Consider the following 24533-nt stretch of genomic DNA (forward strand, 5'->3'; position numbering starts at 1 on the left):
GAATTAATTGATGGAATGCAATCGTGAATTTGAGTTTCAAATGTGCTTAAAAAGCATTGTATTCCATTTTAAATAATAAAAAAATGAAAAAAATCATAGTAATCCTTATCGTGTTTCTGGGGTCTTGCACTCCTTCTAAAGCCGTTTTAAAAACCGATACCGCTTTATTTAGGTATTCCAAAAGTGGGTGTTTAGGAAATTGCCCCGTTTATGATTTATATATTTTTGAAAATGGATCTGTTTTGTATAATGGTATTAAAAACACCTCGAAAAAGAAAGCCCATTCAACTATAACGCTGGAAAAAATAGCGACATTAAAATCCCTTTTTAATGCTATAACCGTCGAAGAGTATCAAAGTGTCAAAGGGAGAGACATCCCAATTACAACCATAGTTTTTAATAATAAAAGGGTTAAGTATAATGCTAATACTGTTACAGGAAATCTATTAAAAATAGATTCTTTAATTCAAGAAATAATCCGAGAAATTCAGTGAAATTGGGATTAGAATACCAATTATCACGAATTAATTCATGTAATTCTATCTAACTATTTTCAAAATCCGTTTTTTTCTGCGTTTTGGCTTTAGCCAATCCGTGTCATCCGCGTTCCATTGACAAGGCTTTACCCAGTTAGCAACTCTTTGTCAAAGTTTTACACTTTCTTTAAATTTGTGGCTAATAATCAATTATGGTTACTACAAAGGATATCCATACAAACTAAAGAGTAATCGAAACGGTTGTGTTCCTAAGGGAATGCAGCCGTTTTGTTATTTTAGGTCATTAACGGTAAAATAATTTCAGTCGATCTTTATTTTATAAATTAAATCCTATATTTGAAGAGTCGGTAAGACAGGGCAAACGCATGAGTTGTTTTTACCGCAGATTCGCAGATTTTAATAAAAATTTCTATACTGCATTAACCACTTTCAGCGGAATTAGCGCAAATTAATTTCTCTATAATCACAAAATTCAGCTTTTCAAGAAGTAAATCTGCGAATCTGCGGTTGTTTTTAAAACTCATGCGTTTGCCCTGGTCGGTAAAACTAAAATTTAAACGATAAAATCAATATTAAAAAAAAATACAAATGAACAGAATTACTGTTTTTTGCGGTTCAAGTTTTGGGAATGAAAAAAATTTTGAAATCAAAGCGTTCCAACTTGGAGAAATAATGGCAAGTCACAACCTTGAATTGGTTTATGGTGGAGCAAAAGTTGGACTTATGGGCGCAGTTGCTGACGGAATCCTAAATAAAAACGGAAAAGTAATTGGAGTTTTACCAAGTTTTTTAGCGGAAAAAGAAATTGCACACGAAAACTTAACAGAACTTATAATTGTGGAAAGTATGCACGAACGAAAAACCAAAATGAATGAGTTAAGTGACGGAGTTATTGCACTGCCTGGAGGTTTTGGTACATTAGAAGAATTTTTTGAAATGCTAACTTGGGGACAACTTGGATTACATAAAAAACCAATTGGAATTTTAAATGTTGGTGGTTTTTATGATTTGTTAATCCAATTCATGGAAAATATGGTTGAAAAAGGATTCCTGAAAAAAATAAATCAAGAAATGATAATTGTAAGTGATGATGCAGAAGAATTATTAACTAAAATGAAAAATTATATTGCTCCCGAAGTTGGGAAATGGATAAAAAAAGGAAATGAATAAATAAAAGTACGAACGCACAACAGTAGTTTCGTAATATGTCGGATTTAGGCTGAATTTAAAGCTGGTTTTGTGCTTGTAAAATATTGTTTATCCGAAGTATTAGGTTTACTTATCCCGACCATCGCCTACTAGCCAAACGTTGTGACAAATGCTATGAGATACCGTAAAATCAAGAAAATACTATTTTAAAACACATATTTAGAACTATTCCAATGAAAGCAATTTTTACAATTTTAATTTTAATTTACAATTTGACGTTATTCTCTCAAGTGGATAAAGCGGTTGGGGATTACCTACTTACACTTAAAACTACAGAAAGCGACTTATTTGAATATAAATTGACTTTAAATGAAGATGGAACATTTTTCTTCCACTATTATTCAAACATTAAACAAGGAATTCCACCCGAAGTAAATAAGTATGCTAAAGGGAAATGGACTATAGAAAACAAAGTGATTTCATTCTTTTCCGATAAACAAAAAGACTTTGATGAAAAACACACTTTCGACTTTACTAATTCCAAGGCGAGATTTGTAATAAAATCTCCTAGAGACAAAACGGACCAAATAATTAAAACAAGGCTTACATTCTTAGAATCTGAGATCTTCTGGATGGAAAGAATTGAAATATTTAAAATATAAAAACTCATTACGGAATAGTTAGAACTTCTCACAACAGCAAGAATCGCCAACGACAAATAATAAAAAACCAGAAACATAAAGCCAAAATAAATGAATCTCAACTTTAAAGAAAATTATATTTTAGAAAACGAAACCGTTCGTTTAAGACCTCTAGAAGCGTCAGACTTTGATCTTTTATTAGAATATTCAGTGAATGAACCTGATATTTGGAGCTTTAACTCAAATGGCGCAAACGGAGCTGAAAAGCTGGAGAAATATATTGCTAACGCCATTAAACAAAGGGAAGATGGAAAAGAATATCCTTTTATTGTTTTTGACAAAATAAGCGGAAAATATGTTGGAAGTACCCGTTTTTATGCCATTTTCCTGGAAGTAAAAACTATTGAAATAGGATATACTTGGTACGGAAAAAAGCATCAGGGAACAGGAATAAATAAAAATTGTAAATATTTATTGTTGGAATTTGCGTTTGAAAAATTGCAAATGGAACGAGTTGCTTTTGCAGCAAATAGTAAAAATGAAAGAAGTATAAACGCAATGAAAAGTATTGGTTGCGTTGTAGAAGGCGTTTTAAGAAATTGTAGTACAGATGCAAACGGAGAAAGAATAGATGCTGTAAAATTAAGTATCATCAAAAATGAATGGTTTGAAAATGTTAAAAACAAACTTGAAACCAAATTAGCTGGTTTTGCCAGTCGCTAAAAATAAAAAATGAACAACACATATTTAAAAACGGAGAGACTGAATTTACGCCCAATAGCAGAAAATGATATTGAAAAAATTCACGAATTACATAGTTTGGCTGAAACTGATAAATTTAATACGTTGGGAATTCCAAATAGTATTGATGAAACAAAAAGTATTCTTGAGAAATGGATTTTGGAGAATAATTTAGAAAACAACAAGAGCTATACTTTTGCGGTTGAATTAAATAATGATAATCAATTTATTGGATTAATCGGAATCAATTTAGGGAAGGAGAAGTATAAGAATGCTGAGGTTTGGTTCAAATTTCACTGCAATTTTTGGAATAAAGGGTACGGAATAGAAAGCCTAAAAAAAATAATTAATTTTGGGTTTGAAGATTTAGAACTTCACAGAATTGAAGCAGGTTGTGCAATTGAAAATATAGGTTCAATTAGTGTTTTAGAAAAAGTGGGTATGTTAAGAGAAGCACATACTAGAAAGCTCTTACCTTTAAAATCGGGTTGGTCGGATAATTATGGATATGCAATTTTATCAACAGACTAGAAAGATTTTTTTCAAACGGACTGTAACGATGCCAAGTTGTGGAAGTCAATAGATTTTTTACTAATATTGCAAAAAAAAGTACATATTTAAAATGAATTTTACGAAAGAACTCTTATTTTTTTTTAGTGCATTGGGTGCATTCAATGGCTTAATTTTAAGTTGCTATTTTTTCTTTTTCACTAAGAAGAAACACCTTTCTAATTATTTTTTAGGCATATTGTTACTGGCATTAAGCATCAGAATTGGGAAGTCGGTTTTTTTGTTCTTCAAGCCTGATTTGCCAAGGATTTATTTGCAAATTGGGCTTTCTGCTTGTTTTTTTATTGGACCAGCATTATTTTATTTTGTAAAATCATCTATTGAGCAAACTATTGTTATTCCCAACAGATGGAAATGGAATTTTGCCGTTTTATTAGCTGTTATTTTGACTATGGGGATAGTATTTCCGTATGAAACTTATCCTAAATATTGGAATCTATATTTCGTAAAAATAGTTTACCTACAATGGTTTGTCTGTATCTTGGCAACAGGATTTCTACTCCGAACAATGCTGCATAAATTATTTTCAAAACGTAAAATAGCAACAGAAAGGAACATCAATGGGTTCGAAAAATGGTTGTTGAGTATCTATGGCGGTAATATCCTCATTTTTACTTCCTATGTTTTAAGTTTACTGCCAATCAATTATCCAATTTACATTAGTGGTTCAATTGCCTATACGTTTATCCTGTACATCTTCATATTAAAACTTTTGTACAGGAAAAAAACAGATGATTTGTTTTCAGCTAGTTCAAATAAATATGGTAGTAAAAAAGTTGATAATGACACGGCTGCCGTTTTGATTGAAAAACTTCATCAAGTAATGTTTGAAAAAAAAATATACCAAAACGCCAATCTTACTTTGAGCGAATTGTCAAAAGAAATTAACGTTTCGGTACACCAGTTGTCTCAACTGTTGAATGACAATATGGGAAAAAATTTCACTGCTTTTATCAACGAATATCGCATCAACGAAGCCTGTACTATTATGGTTTCAGAGAATAAACTAACGTTGGAAGGTATCGGCTATGAAGTGGGTTTTAATTCAAAATCTACATTCTTCGCTACTTTTAAAAGATTAAAAGGCACAACACCTACCGTTTTTCTTCAAAATATGGCTAAATAGTTCAGATCTATAAATCCGTACTACTAATTGATGATTCTGAACCCTTGAATTGAATTATGTTTCGCAATTTCGCAGCATGAATAATCAATTAGTAAAGGTTTTGAAATAAACGATGCAAAATAACTTCCTCAATTCCATTCACTTTATTTTTTAACAAGCCCATAGTAGATAAAATTGCTACCCATATTCTTAAAACTAAATAAACCAATAATCAGATCCAATGAAATATATATTCTTTTCGATTAGCCTGCTTTTTTCACTTTCGGCTATAAACATACAGGCACAAACTGAAAACAATAAAAAGATTGACAGCTATATTGCACAAGTTCAGAAACAATACAACATTCCAGGCTTGGCATTAGCTATAATTAAGAATGGGCAAGTTATTCATAGCAAATATTATGGACTTGCAAATATAGAAATGGCGGTACCTGTTTCAGATAAAACTTTATTCCCATTATTTTCTACAACAAAAGTAATGTCAGTAGTTGCTGTTCATCAATTAATTGAGCAAAATAAACTATCCTTAGATAATCGTATCTCCGATTTTTTAGATGATTTGCCTACTAAATGGAGAGAAGTGCAAATAAAAAATCTCCTTACTCATTCGTCAGGATTGCCAGATATAGTTAATTATACAAACGATAAAGAGGAAAATGCCAAACAAAAAGTATATAAGGATACCGTAAAATTTACTGCAGGAAAACAATTCGACTATAATAAAACCAACTATTGGCTTTTAAACCGAATATTTCAAAAGGTAATTGGAAAAACTTTGAGTGAATATATAATCACTACACAATTTCCAACTTCTTTAAAAACGGTTGTTTTTGAAGGTAATAATCTAAAAGTAGTTGAAAATTTAAGCTATGGTTATGTAAATACAGTAAACAGTAATCAGTTTTTTAAAAGAAATTGGAATTTTCCGGAATATGAATATGGAGCTGCCGCTCTAAATATGACATTGAATTCATTTGTTGAGTGGAATAAGAAATTTGACAATAACGAACTTATCTCAGAGAAAACAAAGACACAATTATTTTCTCCCTTCAATTATGAGGTAAAAAGAGATTTTACTTATGGATTAGATTTAATAAAGTCAAATGGAGAATTATCTTATGGATTCTCAGGTGGTGTATCAACGGCATATAGAAAGTTTCTTGATAAAGGAACGACTATCATATTGTTAGCCAATGGAATGTTTATACCAACTGAAAAATTTGGCGGAATTAATGAAGTAGTCAATACTATTGAAAAATTGAGCAGAAAAAATTAATGCTTCCATAGATGGTTCGTTTGTATCTTGGGGTTACTTACTTTGCCACTTTCAAGAAATTAAAAGGAATAACACCGATAATTATTCTTCAAAATGCGGCTAAATAGGTTTAGATCTATAAATCCGTACTACAAATTGATGATTCTGAACCCTTGAATTGATTGATGTTTTGCAATTTCGCAGCATGAATAATTAATTCAGCAAAATCTCAAAAAAGTTTATGAAAAAAGTCATCTGTTTTATCGCACTATTATTTTCGTCAAGTTACTTATTGGCACAAACTGAAGAGCTATCCGTTAAAAAATGTATTGAAAATTACATTGAAGGAAGTTCTTATAACAAACCAGAGAGCATCGAAAAGGCATTTTATCCCGAAGCCAATCTATTTTTAAGTCATAAAGACAAAGACCTATGGATTGTCCCTGTTAGCGAATACACCAATTGGTTTAAGAAAGACAATCAGGGGCAGTTTAATGGTCGTATAGGCCGAATTATTTCAATTGAACTGTATAACAATATCGCTTTGGCTAAGGCAGAAATTGTAATACCTGACAAAAAAATAGAATTTATGGATCTGTTTTTGCTTAAAAAGATTCAAGGGGAATGGAAAATAATCTGTAAATCCGCAAGTAGCTTAGCGTCTAATAAATCAGGACGACAGATCTTATTCATTGTTTCTAATGCTCATTATTACGGCAAATCAAACCTAGCAACAGGCAATAGTTTTTCCGAAATTGTAAACGCTTACGATACTTTTAAAACAGCAGGATACACCGTCGATTTTGTAAGTCCAGAAGGAGGAAGCATTCCATTAGCCTATATTAACACCTCCGACACTTTGCAAAAGCACTATTTATATGACCAAGATTTTATGTATGCCCTAAAAAACACTAAAAAACCAGCTGAAATTGATTCGAAAAATTACAAAGCTGTTCATTACATTGGTGGTGGGTCTGCCATGTATGATGTGCCTGAAAATGCAGCAATTCAAACTATTGCTTTAAAAGTATATGAAGAAAATAAGGGTATTATCTCTTCTGTTTGTCATGGAACCGCAGGAATTGTAAACTTAAAAACAAATGACGGCAATTATTTAGTAACAGGAAAAAAAATTAGTGGTTACCCCGATTCATTCGAAAAGCAAGATGGCGAATATTTTAAGTACTTTCCATTCTTAATTCAAAAGACAATTGAAGAAAGAGGGGGAGTTTTTAAGTTTTCTGCTCGTAACGCTTCCCATGTAGAAACGGACGGAAGAATCGTCACTGGACAAAATTTTGAATCGTCACGAGGTGTCGCTTTAAAGATTATAGAATTAATAAATGGCAGTTTTGCAATTTCGCAGCATTAAATTCTAACATCTCAATTCAAAAAAAATGAAAAGAAAAAAGATGTTAATAATACCATTATTATTGATTTCATTACTTGGAAATGCTCAGGCAATTAATACTATATCAGAAATTACAAATTCTAAAAATCAAGTAGCAAAGGATACTACCAAGATTCGCAAATCTACAGTTGATTTGGATGAGGTAAAAGTGGTGTCTAAAGTTCCTTTGTTTACAAATAGATCAAACGGGACAGTAGAAGTGAATGTAGCAAATACTATTCTGGCTGCAAGTACCTCTGTAGCTGAAATCCTTTCTAAATCCCCTAATGTTATCGTTGCCGATAATGGAGTCTCTGTTTTTGGAAAAGGGGAAGCTATAATTTATTTGAACGGTGTGCAAATAACTAATGAACGCTTAGCCTCTATATCTGCTTCTCAAATAAAGAAAATAGAAATTATATCTAATCCATCTTCAAAATATGATGCCGAAGGTAAAGCAGTCATTAATGTAATTACGGTTGCAAATTTTGAAGAAGGATATAAAGGGACCGTCAATCAATATTATACTGTATCTGATTTTTCTGCTCCAAGTGCTACCACTAATGTTAACATAAACTATAAAAAAAAGAAAATATCATTAATCGGAGGTTATGGTTTGTTGCTTGGAGAAACTAGAGAAATTTTAAACACAACAAGAAAAAGACCGCCAGAAATAGATGATTTTCAATCAAAATTAAAAACTGATTGGGAAAGGGAATATAAAAATTTCTCTAACTATACATTAGGAGGGCAATATGATTTCAACGAAAAGAAAAATATCTCAGTTGAGTATAGTGGATATTCTAATAGTCTCGGAGGGACGACTAAAAGTGAAAATAGTATAACTTCTAATACTATGAATGGTTTCTTTAAAAGTAAAATTGACAATGACGTTATGACCTATAATAATTCAATTTCGGCAAACTACAATACAAAAATAGACAGTCTAGGTACTTCTTTATTTATAGGAACTCAATACTCACTTTTTGATTCAGCAACAGATGATTATATTGATGAAAACAATAGTGTGAACGGGGAAGAATCTTTTAGGAATTTAAACAATAAAATAGGTCATAAAATTAAAGTTTTTAGTTCTCAAATTGATTATACAAAAGCGTTTAGTAGTAAAATCAAGCTTGATTTTGGGGCGAAATACAGTAACGTTGGAAACAAATCTAATTCTGATTTTTATGTTGCTGAAAACGGGAATCCATTTATTCGGGATGAACAGCTATCCAATGATTTTGAATATCAAGAGATGATTTCTGCGGCTTATATGAATTTTGGTGGAGAAATTAATGAAAAAACTAATTATGGTATCGGGATAAGAACTGAGTTTGCAAAATACGAGTTGAACACCATTATTCAAAAAAAAGAAGATTATATAGATTTTTTTCCAAGTGCCTACCTAAATGTAAAATTATCGGGAAAAACACAAGTAAGAGCTTCTTACTCATCAAGAATAACCAGACCTAGATATCAAGCATTGAATCCTTCGATTATTTATCAAGATGCATTTACATCTATCGAAGGGAATCCCGATTTAAATCCCGAAAGAACGCATTCATTTGAAATGGCAACTTCTTTCAGTAAATATAATTTTAAAGTAGGCTATAATTATACCGTAGACCCAATTTCGGGTGCGGCATTACAAGGAAGTAATCAAAATTCATACGTGTTAAAAACATTAAATTTGAGCACTTTGGATTCTTATTTTGCATCGCTTTCCGTTCCCTACAATACTGATTGGTGGACATCTATGAATACTGTTAATGTAAGCTATGATGAATTAATATCCGATGATATAATTTTTAGTTTAAAAGAGAGTAAACCACTTTGTTATTTTTATTCCAGTAATCAATTCGATATAGAAAAAATAGTTAAAATTCAGTTGCTTGGATGGTATTTAGGAGAAAAATATGACGGACTTTATTATCGAAAAAGCCGCTCGTTACTTACTTTGGGAGTCGAAAAGGATTTCCTAAATCAATCCTTAAAAGTTAAGCTCCTTGCAAACGATATCTTTCATAATGATAAACCTGAAGGGAATTATGAAGTGGGTCAGACCTTTGTTGAATATGGAAGAACACTCAACACAGACTTTTATAGATTGATACTAACATACAATTTCGGGAAATTGAAAAAAGTGAATTACGTGAACACTTCGTCAGGTGAATCGGAGAGTAATAGGGCTCAGTAAGTGATGTAGATCAGTGGTTTAGGTAAAGTGCAGGTGTTCTTTAGATTAGACCTAACAGGTTTTTAAAACCTGTTAGGTCTGCGTGAAAAAATTAGCACGCAGATTTTGCAGATCAAAAAGAAAAACGGTTGCATTCCCTAAGAGAACACAACCGTTTTATTATTATACACCATCGTTTTTCGTTCGGCATGCAATGTGATCGCTCTGGCCAAAACCATACGTTCCAAATCACGCCCTTTCATGATAAAATCTTCTATCGAATGGCTGTGGGAAACTCTCGTAATATCTTGTTCGATAATCGGCCCTTCGTCCAGTTCTTCGGTAACATAATGACTGGTGGCGCCAATAATTTTCACCCCACGCTTGAAAGCCGAATGATAGGGCTTGGCTCCCGGAAATGCAGGTAAAAAGGAATGGTGAATATTGATGATTTTGTTTTTGTAAAGCCCAATCAAATTTGGCGTGATGATTTGCATATAACGCGCCAAAACAATAAAATCAATATTAAATTTTCTCAATAGTTCAATCTGTGCTTTTTCGCCTTCATCCTTATTGTCTTTCGTAAAAGGAACATGAAAAAACGGAATGTTAAAACGCTCGGCAACGGGTTTTAAATCCTCGTGATTGCTTATGATCAAAGGAATTTCGAGTGGCAATTCGCCGGCACAGTAACGACCCAAAATGTCATACAAACAATGGTCGTATTTGGAAATAAACAACGCCATTTTGGGTTTTTGATCATGAGGATGCATCGCCCAAGTCATGTTAAACGGAGTCGTTAGATTGGTCTGAAAGTGACTTTTAATAGTTTCAATATTCCAAGTGGCTTTGCTAAACTCGCATTCCAATCGCATAAAAAACACATTTTCGTCGGCATCAACATGTTGGTCCAGATAAATGATATTTCCGTCAATCGAAGCGATATAATTGGTCACTGAGGCAATAATTGCTTTTTGGTCTTCGCAATGTATGAGTATGGTGATTTTTTGCATAGGTTTCAAATTTTCTAAAAAATCATGGTAATTCTATGATTTATAATTTTACAGTCTTAATTTGGAGTTGACTCATAGCTTAATTTTCAATTGCATATTGAGTATCCCGTTAATTTTTTGCTCAAAACTAAACTTATTTTCCTAATAAAAAACAACGTTATCATATTTTGTGTTTTATGTTATTTTTGATGATTTTTATTTTAAAAATTACGTAAATTGCGCTCTTAAATTATCATATTCACAAAATGGAATTAGTTAAACCGTACGTACCCGTAAATAAAGTCCGAATTGTAACTGCCGCATCACTTTTTGATGGTCACGATGCTGCGATTAATATAATGAGAAGAATTATTCAGTCCACAGGAGTTGAGGTAATTCATTTGGGACATGATAGAAGCGTAGAAGAAGTGGTGAATACCGCCATTCAAGAAGATGCCAATGCAATCGCTATGACTTCCTATCAAGGGGGGCATAACGAATACTTTAAATATATGTATGATTTGCTTCAGGAAAAAGGAGCAGGTCATATCAAGATTTTTGGTGGTGGTGGAGGTGTAATCCTGCCGTCGGAAATAGCCGAATTACAAGACTACGGAATTACCAGAATTTATGCGCCAGATGATGGCCGTGCGATGGGATTGCAAGGAATGATCAATGATTTGGTTCAGCAATCTGATTTTCCTATCGGAGATAAATTAACAAATGAACTAGATTTAATAGAAGATAAAACACCAACAGCTATTGCTCGTTTAATTTCGGCAGCCGAGAATTTTCCTGAAATAGCGAAACCCTTTTTTGATAAAATTCACGAAAAGAATGAAACGTCAAAAATTCCGGTTCTTGGAATCACAGGAACGGGTGGTGCAGGAAAATCATCATTGGTAGACGAATTGGTACGTCGTTTTTTAATCGATTTCCCAGAAAAAACCATCGGATTAATTTCTGTCGATCCATCCAAACGAAAAACGGGTGGAGCGTTACTTGGAGATAGAATTCGTATGAACGCCATCAACAACTCTAGAGTGTACATGCGTTCGTTGGCAACACGTCAATCCAATTTGGCATTGTCAAAATATGTAGCCGAAGCGATTCAGGTTTTAAAAGCTGCGAAATACGATATTATAATCCTTGAAACTTCAGGAATTGGTCAATCCGATACGGAGATTATGGATCACTCAGATGTTTCTTTATATGTAATGACCCCAGAATTTGGAGCTGCAACCCAATTGGAAAAAATCGACATGCTTGATTTTGCCGATTTGGTAGCTTTAAATAAATTCGACAAACGCGGTGCTTTGGATGCTATTCGTGATGTAAAAAAACAATACCAACGCAATCATAATCTTTGGGATGTCAATCCAGATGAAATGCCGGTTTTTGGAACTATCGCCTCTCAGTTTAATGATCCAGGGATGAATACCTTGTACAAATCCATCATGGATAAAATTGTGGAGAAAACCGATTCTGATTTGATATCGACTTTCAAAATCACCCGTGAAATGAGTGAGAAGATTTTTGTTATTCCGCCGCACAGAACACGTTACTTATCAGAGATTGCCGAAAATAACAGAAAATACGATGCAACGGCTTTGAGCCAAGAGCAAGTAGCTCAAAAATTATACGGAGTATTCAAAACGATAGAAAGTGTTTCCGGAAAAATTCCAGTAATCAACAAAGCAGGAATAGATGAAGATTCGGTATTGCCAAGTGTTTTAGAATATGAAAAACCAGGAGGGGCTGAGAATAAAATCTTTTTAAATCTTTTATTGAATCAATTCGATAAGGTGAAAATGGATTTAGATCCTCACAATTGGAAAATGATTTTGCATTGGGACGAAAAAGTCAAAAAATATAAAGACCCAGTTTATACTTTTAAAGTACGTCATAAAGAAATAAAAATGGCTACGCATACGGAGTCACTTTCGCACTCCCAAATTCCAAAAGTAGCGATGCCAAAGTATAAAGCTTGGGGCGATATTTTGCGTTGGTGTTTGCAGGAAAATGTTCCTGGAGAATTTCCTTTTACCTCTGGTTTGTATCCGTTTAAACGTGAAGGCGAAGATCCGTCACGTATGTTCGCTGGAGAAGGTGGGCCAGAAAGAACCAACAAACGTTTTCATTATGTGAGTGCTGGTTTGCCTGCCAAACGACTTTCTACGGCTTTTGATAGTGTGACTTTATACGGAAACGATCCGCACATTCGTCCTGATATTTACGGAAAAATTGGAAATGCAGGAGTTTCTATTTGCTGTTTGGACGATGCCAAAAAATTATATTCTGGTTTTGATCTAGTGCATGCCATGACTTCGGTAAGTATGACGATTAATGGGCCAGCGCCTATGTTGCTTGGTTTCTTTATGAATGCGGCTATCGATCAGCAATGCGAATATTATATAAAAGAAAATAATCTTGAAGATGAGGTTGCTGATAAGATCAACGAAATCTACAAGCAAAAAGGAGTAGAACGCCCACATTATCAAGGCGATTTACCAGAGGGAAATAATGGTTTAGGATTATTCCTTTTGGGAGTAACCGGAGATCAGGTATTGCCTATGGAAGTGTATAACGAAATAAAAGCCAGAACACTTTCACAAGTTCGTGGAACAGTTCAAGCTGATATTTTAAAAGAAGATCAAGCTCAAAACACCTGTATTTTCTCGACTGAGTTTGCTTTGCGATTGATGGGAGATGTTCAGGAATATTTCATTACCAAAAATGTAAGGAACTTTTATTCGGTTTCTATTTCAGGATATCATATTGCCGAGGCGGGTGCCAATCCAATCACGCAATTGGCTTTCACGCTTTCAAACGGTTTCACTTACGTGGAATATTATTTGAGTCGCGGTATGGACATCAACGATTTTGGTCCTAACTTATCGTTCTTTTTCTCGAATGGTGTCGATCCAGAATATGCGGTTATTGGTCGTGTAGCACGTAAAATTTGGGCGAAAGCCATGAAAAACAAATACGGTGCCAACGAAAGAGCCCAAATGTTGAAATACCATATTCAAACTTCGGGACGTTCTTTGCACGCACAGGAGATTGATTTCAACGATATTCGTACAACTTTGCAAGCCTTGTATGCGATTTATGATAACTGTAATTCGTTGCATACCAATGCGTATGACGAAGCAATTACTACACCAACGGAAGAATCGGTGCGTAGAGCCATGGCGATTCAGTTGATTATCAACAAAGAATTAGGTTTGGCCAAAAATGAAAATCCTATTCAAGGTTCATTCATTATCGAAGAATTAACGGATTTGGTTGAAGCTGCCGTTTTACAGGAGTTTGATAGAATTACAGAACGTGGTGGTGTACTTGGCGCTATGGAAACCATGTACCAACGTTCTAAGATTCAAGAGGAAAGTTTGTATTATGAAACGTTGAAACACACAGGCGAATTCCCAATTATTGGTGTAAATACGTTTTTGAGTTCTAAAGGTTCTCCAACGGTAATTCCTGCCGAAGTAATTCGTGCCACCGAAGAAGAAAAGCAATACCAAATCACGATGCTGGAACATTTGCACCAAGCGAATCAGGATTTAGTAAATGAACATTTAAATACGCTACAGGAAGCAGCCATTAAAAACGAAAATTTATTCGAACATTTGATGGAAGCGACAAAAGTTTGTTCTTTGGGACAAATCACTGAAGCTTTGTTTGAAGTAGGAGGGCAGTACAGAAGAAATATGTAGATTTTTATAATTCACAATCGATAAAGTAATGTTTTGTTGCTTTATGCGATGTTTGAATGCTTACAAAAACACATTTGGTTGACTTAATCGTTGACTGAATGTGTTTTTTTGCTTTGGTAAACAACTCTTGTAAATATTTAGGCAATTCTTTTATATGACTATCCGTGACTAGTACCATTTCACAGAATAAATTAGTTGTTGAATGTTTTTCACAAACTTTATCCTTTTTGTTCTTTGCGTCTCTGCGACTTTGCGAGCCCAATTTCACGCAAAGGCGCAGAGACGCAAAGTATATTTTCAATATTTAGACTCTTGGGATGAGTTACGGACAGTCATATTCTTTTATTTGAAAGAATTGTATTTTTAGTATTTTTCTGGTTTAAAATATTTTCTATAACTTAGCTAAATTCTTTTTAAAATGTAATTTATAGAATATGGAAAATCAAATAGAAATATATAAATCTTTAGACAATAAATAGAACTAAGTGTAAATGTTGATCACGAGACGGTTTGGCTCAATCGTCAACAATTAGCAGTTCTTTTTGACAGAGATTTTAAAACTATCGGTAAGCATATTAATAATGTATTTGATGAACAAGAATTAGATTCGAGTTCAACTGTCGCAAATTTTGCGACAGTTCAAATGGAAGGAGAAAGAGAAATAAAAAGAAGAATCGAACATTACAACCTCGATGTCATCATTTCAGTAGGCTATCGCGTAAAATCCAAACAAGGAACCCAATTCCGACAATTGGCAACGCAATGTTTAAGTAATAATAATAATAGAACAGCAGTATAATGAGTGATATAATTATATACCAGAACTTGGACAATCAAGTGCAAATTGAAGTAGCTTTTGAAAAAGAGACTGTTTGGTTAAATCAAGAACAGCTTGTCTTATTGTTTCAGAGAGACCAATCGGTTATTTCAAGGCATATTCGGAATGTTTTTAAGGAAGGAGAGTTAGATGAAAAAAGCAATATGCAAAAAATGCATATTGCTAATTCAGATAAGCCTATAAAATTATACAACCTCGATGTTATCATTTCAGTAGGCTACCGAGTAAAATCAAAGCAAGGAACCCAATTTCGACAATGGGCAACCCAGCGTTTAAAAGATTATTTGGTTAAAGGGTATGCCATAAACGAAAAGCGATTAAAAGAAGCCGAAAACAAGTTCCAGGAATTAAAGCAAGCGGTTTCCTTATTGGAATCCATCGTGAAAACAAAAGTCATTACGGGCGATGAAGCCCAAGGTTTATTGAAGGTGTTGAGCGATTATGCTTTTGCTTTAGATATTTTAGACCAATACGATCATCAAACCTTAAAAATTGATGAAACAGATAATAAAGAAGTTTTTAGAATATCCTACAAAGAAGCCAAAAAAGCAATTGAAGGGTTGAAAACTAAATTCGGAGGTTCTCAATTGTTTGGTAATGAAAAGGACGACTCTTTCAAAGGCTCTTTAGAAAATATTTACCAAACTTTTGACGGTATCGAATTGTATTCATCTGTTGAAGAAAAGGCAGCGCATCTTTTGTATTTTGTAACCAAAAATCATTCCTTTTCGGATGGGAACAAGCGTATTGCCGCTTTTCTGTTTGTATGGTTTTTAGATTGTAATGCGTTATTGTATCATGAAGGTAATAAAGTAATTGATGACAACGCTTTAGTAGCACTTACTTTGATGATTGCCGAATCAAAATCGGATGATAAAGATATGATGGTTAAGGTTGTTGTTAATTTGATAAATAATAGAAAATAGAATACATACTCATTAAAAAATAATCTTCCTATGAAAAACACTTTTTTTTGCCTTTTTATACTTCTCAATAGTATTTGTGGCTATTCCCAAGATAAACAATTGTTGCCAAAAGGTGTAATTGTTGATTTGGTTAAAATTGCCAACACTGCAAATGAATCCTATGCTATTTATTTGCCAAAGCAATATGTTAAGAACGTGCCTTCTGCCGTTGTTTTTATTTTTGATCCTGGTGCTAGAGGAAAAATTGGAATAGAACCTTTTGTTTTAGCTGCAGAAACCTACAATTATATTTTGGTGTGTTCTAATAATTCAAAAAATGGACCAGCTGATATAAATATAAAAATAGCAAATCGACTGTTTGATAGTGTGTCAAGTGAATACAATTTAGATCATTCTCAGCTTTACATTTCTGGTTTTTCTGGAGGTGCGAGATTAGCGGGTTCTATTGCTATATCTTCGGGCGCTTTTCAAGGGGTAATTGCGTGCGGAGCTTCGTTTAATGGACTGGATAAACTTGCATTACAAGGAAATAATTTTTCGTATGTAGGTATGGTAGGTAGCAAGGATATGAATTATCAAGAAATGATTCAAAATGCAGCATGGTTGGACAAAGTAAAGATAAAAAATACTTTGTTTATTAGTCCTCTCGATCATACTTGGCCACTACAAAAAGAAATGCTTCGTACTTTTGATTGGTTAGAAATACAAGCCTACAAAAAGAATATTAGAAAAAGTAACGACACTATCATTAAAAGGATTTATAATGAGAATTTAAAAATAGCCGATAGTTTGAAAGGAAATGATGAAATGATTTTGGTTATTACGGAATATGAAAGATGGAAGGTTATTTATGATGATAAAGAGAATGAGGAGGTAAAATCGACTATTGCAGCAGTAAAAAAAACCAAAGAATATAAGAGTCAAATTAGAACAAGAGATGAAATAGTGGTTTTAGAAAATGAAGTTACCAATTCAGTTTTAGATCAATTGGATAAAGAATTGGAAGCAGCCAAAAGCGAGGATGGCTTTAGATTTTGGAAAACAGAATTAAAAAGGCTAAAAGAGAGAAAGATGAAAAGCGATGATATTTTAATTAAAAATATGGTTGATAGATTGCTGTTTATGATCAATACTTTGGTTTATGAAACAGCCAAAAAAAGCAAAACAAATTTTCAAAATGATAAATTAGAATATTGTAAGGAGCTAGAAAAAACGCTTCATAGTATTGAAATGAATTAAAGGGATATGTTGATTTTTAATTGTTTGTTATGTGCTTTAATAACAATGGGTTGTGGTTTTTTTTTTGATATGAATATTGCAAAGTATTTACCATTTTTGGCGTTTTTATTAGAAAATTTAATTTAAATGCATGACTTTTTGAAAGATATTGGTTTTTTGGCTTGGTTTTTGAAATACCTTTATAGAACTTAAAAATAAATATATTATGAAAAAAATAATTACACTTTTGGCAGTTATAGGGATGTTTGGTCTTCAAGGATGTACTGGACCTGAAGGACCTCCGGGTGTTCCAGGGCCAGAAAGCGAGGTTTTTGAACTTAAAAATGTAAATTTTGTAAATGATCCTTTAGATAGTCCAGATAAAGGATATTTTATTTATCAAAAATTAGTTCCTAAAATATTAGATTCAGATCAAATTTTAATTTACCGCTTGGCAGGAACAATCGATTCAAGTACACCTATATGGCAGTCAATTCCAAGAACACTTTATCTAGCTCAAGGAGAATTGGATTATGATTTTGATTTTAGTAAGGAGGATTTTATTATATATGCAAGAGGAACCTATAACTTAGCATTAACCCCTCAATTTTTAAATAATCAAACTTTTAGAATTGTAATTATTCCTGGATATTTCTCTAAAACAATCGATAAGAATAATTATCAAGCTGTTGCAAAAGCTTTAAATATTAATGAAAATCAAATTCATAACATTGATTTTTAAGCAATGTTTATAAGCAAAAAAAAGGAAATCTCTCGATTTCCTTTTTTTTTGCTTATTTGTTTTTTAGAAAAAACCTTAGTCCTTATCCTTCCTCGATGTGTTTTCCTTTTTACTGATTTGCAACGAAACAATCACACCAATAATAAGTGCCAAAGCAATAAAAGTTAGTGAAGCCCATTCTGGAATTTCTATATAATCATGCAGTAGCATTTTTAAACCTACAAAACTTAAAATAGCAATTAGGCTATATTCCAAATGACTGAATTTCTCTAGCATATTGGCCAAAAAGAAATACATGGATCTCAATCCCAAAATCGCAAAAATATTAGAACTGAAAACCAAAAAAGGATCGGAGGTAATGGCTAGAATGGCGGGAACGCTATCTATTGCAAAAACAACATCCATTACTTCGATGACAATTAAAGCTACGAATAAAGGAGTCGCTACATTACCTTTTTTGGTCTTAATAAAAAAATGTTCTTTTTCGGTGTGCGTTGAGATCGGGATTATCTTTCCTAGAATTTTATAAATCACCGATTTTTTAGGGTTGAATTCTTCTTCATCTTCGGAGGTGAATAACATTTTTATAGCCGTAAATAGTAAAAATGCACCAAAGATGTAAGACATCCATGTGAACTTATTAATCAATAAAACGCCAAAATAGATCATTAAACCACGGAAAACTATTGCGCCTAATATACCCCAGAATAAAACACGGTGTTGGTATATTTTTGGTATTTTGAAAGAAGCAAAAATCAAAGCGATTACAAAAATATTATCGATACTCAATGACAACTCTATTAAATACCCCGTTACAAATTTCATTGCAGCCACCGAAGGTTTTAAATGATTTTGATTTAATACGTAATCGGTGGTGTATAACCAATAAACCACCCCGGAGAATAACATGGATAAAGTTACCCAGATTGCAGTCCACTTACTGGCTTCTTTGGTGCTAATAACATGGGGCGTTTTATTAAAAACGCCTAAATCTAAAGCCAAAATTAGCATTATCAATACGATAAATGATATCCAAACGATCATAAGTTTTCTTTTTTTAAAGTTGATACAAATGTACTTTTTGATTTTTGAATTTATACTATAACAAGGCAAAGTTGCTAGCGTTTATTTTAAACGGCTATATTCTAAAATAAACAGCATTAAATTTTAACCATACAAGAAATATAAGGCCATTTAAGCTAGAGTCTAAAAAAGCAATAACTTATATGTTCTTATATTTCTTACATGGTTAACCTTTTCATCCCGAAGCTTAAGGAGTAGTTGTATATTTTATATCTGTTTAAAAGGGATGTAAGTTAAAAATGCTGTTATTCGTGGAATTAAGCGTTTTGAACAAAAAAAGTGCCTTCAATTAAGAAGGCACTTTTAAAAAATAAAAAATCGGCTTTGTTATACTAATTCAGGAATCAAAGCGGTGTTTACTGTTTTGATGATTCTTGCAGCAATTTTGTATGGGTCACCATTAGATGCTGGTCTTCTGTCTTCCAACCATCCTTTCCATCCTTTTTGAACGGTAATTAATGGTATTCTGATAGAAGCTCCTCTATCCGATACTCCATAAGAGAAATCGTGTATAGATGCAGTTTCGTGTTTACCTGTTAAACGTTGATCGTTATAAGCACCGTAAACAGCAATGTGTTCTTTAGTAACTGGACGGAAAGCTTCACAGATGGTTTCGTAAATTTCTTGAGAACCACATGTTCTTAATACTTCGTTAGAGAAGTTAGCATGCATTCCAGATCCATTCCAGTCTGTATCTCCCAATGGTTTTGGGTGGTATTCTATATAGTAACCGTATTTTTCAGTAAGACGGTCTAGTAAATATCTTGCAATCCAAATTTCATCTCCTGCTTTTTTAGCTCCTTGTGCAAATAATTGAAATTCCCATTGTCCACAAGCAACTTCTTGGTTAATACCTTCAAAGTTAATACCAGCGGCAATACATAAATCAGCATGCTCTTCAACGAATTTTCTTCCGTGAGTATTTTTACCACCTACTGAACAGTAGTACATCCCTTGTGGAGCAGGGTAACCACCAATAGGAAAACCTAAAGGCAATAATGTTTTAGTATCCATAATGAAATACTCTTGTTCGAAACCAAACCAGAAATCACCATCATCATCAATAGTCGCTCTTCCATTTGAAGAGTGAGGCGTACCATCAGCATTCATAACTTCGGTCATTACCAAGTAACCGTTGATACGAGTTGGATCTGGATAAATTGCAACAGGTACAAGTAGACAATCAGAAGCACCACCTTCAGCTTGTTTAGTTGATGAACCATCAAAAGACCAGTTTCCTATTTCTTCTAATGTTCCTTGAAAGTTTTCGTGCTCTTCAACTTTAGTTTTACTTCTCAGATTTTGAGTTGGTTCGTATCCATCTAACCAAATGTACTCTAATTTAATTTTAGCCATAATTATATAAATTTTATTTCTAGACAATTTTATGGTGCAAATATAAAATATTTTAACTTTGCGGTAAAATAAAGGGGGTGTTTTTTATTTACGATAACTTAATTTTTAACATAACTGCATTTTACAAGGGGTATAATTAGGAATATGTAATTTTAATAGGGTGTAAAAATTAATTTCACAATTACTTCTTTTGATATAATAGTGTATAATTAAGATTTTTATTACTTCAAAATTCAGTTTGACTCTTTATTTTATTTTTCAGGAACTATTTCTGTTAAAAACCAGATATATACAGACATAGAAATTAATTGTTCACTAGCTCTTCAGCCCTTAGTCCCGATAGCTATCGGGAATAAAGAGTGATTAGCTCTTGAGTACGCTAAAAAAGAAGTATTTATCTTTAAAAGCTATTTGGCTTATTTTTTTGCGCAAATCTCGATTGTATTCATACTAAAATATACGATTCCAAGCTAACCGCTAAAGGCTATTCACTAATCACCGAATAGTTACATTGTTCCCAAGAAAATAATTTATATTTGTTATTACTTTATAATCTAGAATTAAAACTTTAAAATCTATAAATATGTCATCAATTCGATTTCAAGCTTTAAGAGAAGCTACCAATAGAAAGTTAGTCGATTTCAATGAATCCGGAAAAAAATCAGTTCTTTTTGGTTCAAATGTCTTCAATGACAAAGCCATGAAGCAATATTTGACTTCAGATGCATTTAAAGGAGTACAAGGAGCCGTTCAGCATGGAACGAAGATAGACCGAAAATTAGCGGATTATATTGCTATGGGAATGAAAGAATGGGCGCTGTCTAAAGGAGTAACCCATTATACTCACTGGTTTCAACCGCTTACTGGTTCTACTGCCGAAAAACATGACGCATTCTTTGAAACTTCTTATGACGGTAGTGATCCCGTAGAAAAATTTGGCGGAGCACAATTGGTACAACAAGAACCAGATGCCTCTAGTTTTCCAAATGGCGGAATCAGAAATACATTCGAAGCCAGAGGATATACCGCTTGGGATCCAACCTCTCCCGCTTTTATTTTTGGAACCACTTTATGTATTCCAACTGTTTTCATTTCGTACACCGGAGAAGCTTTAGATTATAAAACCCCTTTATTGAGAGCTTTAACCGTTATGGATGAAGCAGCTACCGAAGTGTGTAAGTATTTTGATAAAAACGTAAAAAAGGTTACCGCAACTTTAGGATGGGAACAAGAATATTTCTTAGTAGATAGAGCTTTGGCTAATTCTCGCCCTGACCTTATGATGACAGGAAGAACTTTGTTGGGACATACCTCTGCCAAAGGACAACAATTAGACGACCATTATTTTGGTGCTATTCCAACTCGTGCCTTAACCTACATGAGAGATTTAGAACAAGAGTGTATGTTGCTAGGTATTCCTGTAAAAACACGTCATAATGAAGTGGCTCCGAACCAATTTGAGCTGGCTCCAATTTTTGAAGAAACCAACCTTGCAGTAGATCACAACTGTTTGCTGATGGATGTGATGCAAAAAGTGGCCGAACGTCATGATTTTAAAGTGTTGTTCCATGAAAAACCGTTCAAGGGAGTTAATGGATCCGGGAAACACAACAACTGGTCGTTGGCTACAGATACTGGTGTAAACTTGTTGAGCCCAAGTAAAACGCCAATGAGTAATTTACAGTTTTTGACTTTCTTTATCAATACCATAAAAGCGGTAAATGACAATGAATCATTATTGAGAGCAGCAATCGCTTCTGCCAGTAATGATCATAGATTGGGAGCAAATGAAGCCCCACCGGCAATTATCTCGGTTTTTATAGGTGAACAATTGACTAAAGTTTTGGCCGAATTAGAAGGTGTGACTACCGGAAAATTATCTCCGGAAGAGAAAACCGATTTAAAATTAAATGTAGTTGGAAAAATTCCAGATGTTCTTTTGGATAATACCGACAGAAACAGAACGTCCCCATTTGCCTTTACCGGAAATAAATTTGAGTTTAGAGCAGTGGGTTCTATGGCAAACTGTTCTAATGCAATGACTACTTTGAACGCTATTGTTGCCAAGCAATTGAGAGATTTTAAAGTTGAAGTGGATGCTTTGATCGAATCTAAGGACATGAAGAAAGACGATGCTATCTTCAATGTGTTGAGAGAATATATCAAACAATCTAAAAAAATTCTTTTTGAAGGTGATGGATATAGCGAAGAATGGGAAATCGAAGCGGGAAAAAGAGGCTTGAGTAACTTTAAAACTACTCCGGAAGCATTGAAAGCGAGAATTTCTAAACAATCGTTTGATTTATTTTCTGAATTGGGTATCATGAACCATGTGGAAGTTGAAGCTCGTTACGAAATTGAATTGGAAGAGTACACCAAAAAAATCCAAATTGAAGGTAGAGTGCTAGGTGATATTTCTAAAAATCACGTGATTCCTACTGCCATTCGGTATCAAAACACTTTGATTACGAATGTAAGAGGTTTGAAAGATATTTTTGGACCTGATTTTGAGACCATCGCCAAAGAGCAAATTATCTTGATTAAAGAAATCTCGGGGCATATCGAAGGCATCAATTCTAAAGTAGAAGAGATGACCAACGAAAGAAAGATAGCCAATAATTTGACTGATGGTCAAGAGATGGCAGAAGCCTATTGCAATAAAGTTAAACCTTATTTTGAAATCATTAGAAACCATTGTGACAAACTGGAGCTATTGGTTGACAATGAATTGTGGACTTTAACTAAATACAGAGAATTGCTTTTGACTAAGTAGTTTTAGATCTTCATATTAAAAAAAAGGCTTTTTTACGAAAGTCTTTTTTTTTGTTTTAAAAACGCAAAAAAGCACCCGTTTGTGGCGGATGCTTTTTAATTAAAATTAGTTTAAAATTATCTAGAAGAAATCACTTTTTTAGTACTGCTTCCTCTATTGGTAGTTACTTTTACAATATAAACTTCCTCTTGGCCTGTATTAGGAATTTTTAGCGAAACTTCTCTGCTCAAATAACCTTGGGCATCATAGTTAGAAGCCACCACAGCACCTCTTATGTTGAACACCTCAATTCTCACATCAGTAACATAATCAAGATTATAACTGATAGTCAATTGGTCTTTGAAAGGAACCGGATGCGCTGTGAAACTGGTAGTTTCAGTAGTTTTAGCGGTTTCTCTCAGAGCACTAGAAACTAATGCTGCATCAGATGAACAAGCTTCTACATTTATGTTTCCAGTACTTCCAGCTGCAACATCGCTACCTATGTAGCTTGCGAAAGTATATGTACTAATTTCATCCTCATTTTGGTAATTGGCACCCACGATTGATTTCACATTGTATTTAATGGAAATAACATAAGTGGCTCCAGGAGTAGCTCCCGTTACGGCCAATCTTGCACCGGAGCCAGAGCTGTCAGTGATAAAGCTTGGAGTAAATGATGCTGTTCCACAAGTGGCAGTGAACAATTTGATCTGTGAAGTACTACCTTTATCATAACCATGCACTTCAAACAGTTCGCTTAAATCACCGTCATTTACCTGTACTACATCAATCGTAAAGCTGGCCGAAGGGGCAACGATATTAGAATAGTAGAAGAACACACCTGGGGTTGCATTAGTCACTGTACCACCGCTAACAGCTGTACAGACTTTAGGCAATCCTGCAGTTCCTGCGATATAATCCGCACAACTAGTCTCAGTCGGAAAGATATGAGCACAACTGGCTACCCTAATGGTTTGGTCACATATAGCAGACACATTGCTACAGTCATCTGTAGCTGTCCATGTACGTGTTTTACTTCCATCCGCATTGGTTTCATCTTCAAAAGTAATAGTTGGAGTTTGATCACAATTGTCAGTGGCTGTTGGAACACCAAAAATAAATTCAGCATTACATTCAATTACGCCGTCCACTGGACAGAAGGTGAACACTGGAGGTGTATTGTCCGTTACACTGATGGTTTGTGAAGCAGTTGAACTGTTGCCACAATCATCCGTAGCGGTCCAGGTTCGGGTTGTACTGTATTCCTGTGGACAGGCTCCCGGTGTGGTTACATCGGCAAAAGTCGGTGTCACACTTGCATCACACGCATCGGTTGCGGTTGGTGTAGTAAACGCA

19 protein-coding genes (1 of these 19 cut by a window edge) are annotated in these 24533 nt (G+C 33.9%); 15 read left to right on the forward strand and 4 right to left on the reverse strand.

The features are described from left to right. Positions 1 to 83 precede the first annotated feature (83 nt). From FNW52_RS19095 to FNW52_RS19135, 9 genes are all read left to right on the forward strand, one after another. Positions 84 to 494, forward strand: coding sequence for a DUF6438 domain-containing protein (locus FNW52_RS19095; RefSeq protein ID WP_143379070.1), 411 nt, complete (start codon positions 84 to 86; stop codon positions 492 to 494). 591 nt (positions 495 to 1085) lie between these two features. Beyond that, entirely contained in the window at positions 1086 to 1667 is a 582-nt protein-coding gene (locus FNW52_RS19100) for a TIGR00730 family Rossman fold protein (RefSeq protein ID WP_143379071.1), read from the forward strand. Between the two features lie 212 nt (positions 1668 to 1879). Continuing rightward, complete coding sequence (locus FNW52_RS19105) at positions 1880 to 2308, forward strand: hypothetical protein (RefSeq protein WP_143379072.1); 429 nt, start codon at positions 1880 to 1882, stop codon at positions 2306 to 2308. A 90-nt stretch (positions 2309 to 2398) separates the two neighbouring features. After that, on the forward strand, positions 2399 to 3010 hold the full coding sequence (locus FNW52_RS19110; protein WP_143379073.1) for a GNAT family N-acetyltransferase: 612 nt from the start codon (positions 2399 to 2401) through the stop codon (positions 3008 to 3010). 9 nt (positions 3011 to 3019) lie between these two features. Next, positions 3020 to 3559, forward strand: a complete 540-nt coding sequence (locus FNW52_RS19115; protein WP_143379074.1) for a GNAT family N-acetyltransferase — start codon at positions 3020 to 3022, stop codon at positions 3557 to 3559. A gap of 91 nt (positions 3560 to 3650) precedes the next feature. Further along, positions 3651 to 4724: an AraC family transcriptional regulator gene (locus tag FNW52_RS19120; RefSeq protein ID WP_143379075.1), complete on the forward strand. Its 1074-nt coding sequence runs from the start codon at positions 3651 to 3653 to the stop codon at positions 4722 to 4724. Between the two features lie 220 nt (positions 4725 to 4944). Next, a complete protein-coding gene (locus FNW52_RS19125; protein WP_143379076.1) occupies positions 4945 to 6000 on the forward strand; it encodes a serine hydrolase in 1056 nt (351 codons plus the stop codon). 220 nt (positions 6001 to 6220) lie between these two features. Next, entirely contained in the window at positions 6221 to 7351 is a 1131-nt protein-coding gene (locus tag FNW52_RS19130) for a nuclear transport factor 2 family protein (RefSeq protein WP_143379077.1), read from the forward strand. Positions 7352 to 7376: 25 nt separating this feature from the next. Beyond that, the gene (locus FNW52_RS19135; RefSeq protein ID WP_143379078.1) at positions 7377 to 9569 is read left to right on the forward strand and encodes an outer membrane beta-barrel protein; all 2193 of its coding nucleotides are present in this window, start codon (positions 7377 to 7379) and stop codon (positions 9567 to 9569) included. Between the two features lie 137 nt (positions 9570 to 9706). Here FNW52_RS19135 and purU read toward each other — a convergent pair whose 3' ends face one another. Further along, positions 9707 to 10561: a formyltetrahydrofolate deformylase gene (gene purU, locus FNW52_RS19140; RefSeq protein ID WP_143379079.1), complete on the reverse strand. Its 855-nt coding sequence runs from the start codon at positions 10559 to 10561 to the stop codon at positions 9707 to 9709. Positions 10562 to 10806: 245 nt separating this feature from the next. Between purU and FNW52_RS19145 the strand changes: the two genes are divergently transcribed. The 5 genes from FNW52_RS19145 (at position 10807) to FNW52_RS19165 (ending at position 17983) form a co-directional block, all read left to right on the forward strand. Next, entirely contained in the window at positions 10807 to 14259 is a 3453-nt protein-coding gene (locus tag FNW52_RS19145; RefSeq protein WP_143379080.1) for a methylmalonyl-CoA mutase family protein, read from the forward strand. A gap of 643 nt (positions 14260 to 14902) precedes the next feature. Continuing rightward, on the forward strand, positions 14903 to 15058 hold the full coding sequence (gene rhuM, locus FNW52_RS21210; RefSeq protein ID WP_255515655.1) for a RhuM family protein: 156 nt from the start codon (positions 14903 to 14905) through the stop codon (positions 15056 to 15058). Beyond that, on the forward strand, positions 15058 to 16023 hold the full coding sequence (rhuM, locus tag FNW52_RS19155; protein ID WP_143379081.1) for a RhuM family protein: 966 nt from the start codon (positions 15058 to 15060) through the stop codon (positions 16021 to 16023). Before rhuM (FNW52_RS21210) ends, rhuM (FNW52_RS19155) begins: the two co-directional genes overlap by 1 nt. 30 nt (positions 16024 to 16053) lie before the next feature. After that, a complete protein-coding gene (locus FNW52_RS19160) occupies positions 16054 to 17262 on the forward strand; it encodes a hypothetical protein (protein WP_143379082.1) in 1209 nt (402 codons plus the stop codon). A 205-nt stretch (positions 17263 to 17467) separates the two neighbouring features. Continuing rightward, entirely contained in the window at positions 17468 to 17983 is a 516-nt protein-coding gene (locus tag FNW52_RS19165; protein WP_143379083.1) for a hypothetical protein, read from the forward strand. A gap of 75 nt (positions 17984 to 18058) precedes the next feature. Here FNW52_RS19165 and FNW52_RS19170 read toward each other — a convergent pair whose 3' ends face one another. Then, positions 18059 to 19027 carry a TerC family protein gene (locus FNW52_RS19170; RefSeq protein WP_143379084.1) on the reverse strand — a complete coding sequence of 323 codons (969 nt, stop codon included), beginning with the start codon at positions 19025 to 19027 and terminating at the stop codon, positions 18059 to 18061. Between the two features lie 366 nt (positions 19028 to 19393). Next, entirely contained in the window at positions 19394 to 20422 is a 1029-nt protein-coding gene (locus FNW52_RS19175) for a glutamine synthetase beta-grasp domain-containing protein (protein WP_143379085.1), read from the reverse strand. Between the two features lie 583 nt (positions 20423 to 21005). On the opposite strand from FNW52_RS19175, the gene FNW52_RS19180 reads away from it, so the two are divergent. Continuing rightward, entirely contained in the window at positions 21006 to 23195 is a 2190-nt protein-coding gene (locus tag FNW52_RS19180) for a glutamine synthetase III (RefSeq protein WP_143379086.1), read from the forward strand. 116 nt (positions 23196 to 23311) lie between these two features. Here the strand turns inward: FNW52_RS19180 and FNW52_RS19185 are convergent, their stop codons facing one another. Then, positions 23312 to 24533, reverse strand: partial view of a T9SS type A sorting domain-containing protein gene (locus FNW52_RS19185; protein ID WP_143379087.1) — the final stretch only. It continues 1586 nt past the right edge of the window; only the last 1222 of its 2808 coding nucleotides appear in the window; its start codon lies beyond the right edge, outside the window — the gene reads right to left on this strand; its stop codon occupies positions 23312 to 23314.

Origin of the sequence: Flavobacterium sp. ZT3R18 (assembly GCF_007097385.1) — a bacterium.
Classification (GTDB): domain Bacteria; phylum Bacteroidota; class Bacteroidia; order Flavobacteriales; family Flavobacteriaceae; genus Flavobacterium.

Excerpts from the sequence above, each read along its gene's own strand:
- FNW52_RS19095 (WP_143379070.1), top strand. The coding sequence starts at position 84 with ATGAAAAAAATCATAGTAATCCTTATCGTGTTTCTGGGGTCTTGCACT.
- FNW52_RS19100 (WP_143379071.1), top strand. The coding sequence starts at position 1,086 with ATGAACAGAATTACTGTTTTTTGCGGTTCAAGTTTTGGGAATGAAAAA.
- FNW52_RS19105 (WP_143379072.1), top strand. The coding sequence starts at position 1,880 with ATGAAAGCAATTTTTACAATTTTAATTTTAATTTACAATTTGACGTTA.
- FNW52_RS19110 (WP_143379073.1), top strand. The coding sequence starts at position 2,399 with ATGAATCTCAACTTTAAAGAAAATTATATTTTAGAAAACGAAACCGTT.
- FNW52_RS19115 (WP_143379074.1), top strand. The coding sequence starts at position 3,020 with ATGAACAACACATATTTAAAAACGGAGAGACTGAATTTACGCCCAATA.
- FNW52_RS19120 (WP_143379075.1), top strand. The coding sequence starts at position 3,651 with ATGAATTTTACGAAAGAACTCTTATTTTTTTTTAGTGCATTGGGTGCA.
- FNW52_RS19125 (WP_143379076.1), top strand. The coding sequence starts at position 4,945 with ATGAAATATATATTCTTTTCGATTAGCCTGCTTTTTTCACTTTCGGCT.
- FNW52_RS19130 (WP_143379077.1), top strand. The coding sequence starts at position 6,221 with ATGAAAAAAGTCATCTGTTTTATCGCACTATTATTTTCGTCAAGTTAC.
- FNW52_RS19135 (WP_143379078.1), top strand. The coding sequence starts at position 7,377 with ATGAAAAGAAAAAAGATGTTAATAATACCATTATTATTGATTTCATTA.
- purU (WP_143379079.1), bottom strand. The coding sequence starts at position 10,561 with ATGCAAAAAATCACCATACTCATACATTGCGAAGACCAAAAAGCAATT.
- FNW52_RS19145 (WP_143379080.1), top strand. The coding sequence starts at position 10,807 with ATGGAATTAGTTAAACCGTACGTACCCGTAAATAAAGTCCGAATTGTA.
- rhuM (WP_255515655.1), top strand. The coding sequence starts at position 14,903 with ATGGAAGGAGAAAGAGAAATAAAAAGAAGAATCGAACATTACAACCTC.
- rhuM (WP_143379081.1), top strand. The coding sequence starts at position 15,058 with ATGAGTGATATAATTATATACCAGAACTTGGACAATCAAGTGCAAATT.
- FNW52_RS19160 (WP_143379082.1), top strand. The coding sequence starts at position 16,054 with ATGAAAAACACTTTTTTTTGCCTTTTTATACTTCTCAATAGTATTTGT.
- FNW52_RS19165 (WP_143379083.1), top strand. The coding sequence starts at position 17,468 with ATGAAAAAAATAATTACACTTTTGGCAGTTATAGGGATGTTTGGTCTT.
- FNW52_RS19170 (WP_143379084.1), bottom strand. The coding sequence starts at position 19,027 with ATGATCGTTTGGATATCATTTATCGTATTGATAATGCTAATTTTGGCT.
- FNW52_RS19175 (WP_143379085.1), bottom strand. The coding sequence starts at position 20,422 with ATGGCTAAAATTAAATTAGAGTACATTTGGTTAGATGGATACGAACCA.
- FNW52_RS19180 (WP_143379086.1), top strand. The coding sequence starts at position 21,006 with ATGTCATCAATTCGATTTCAAGCTTTAAGAGAAGCTACCAATAGAAAG.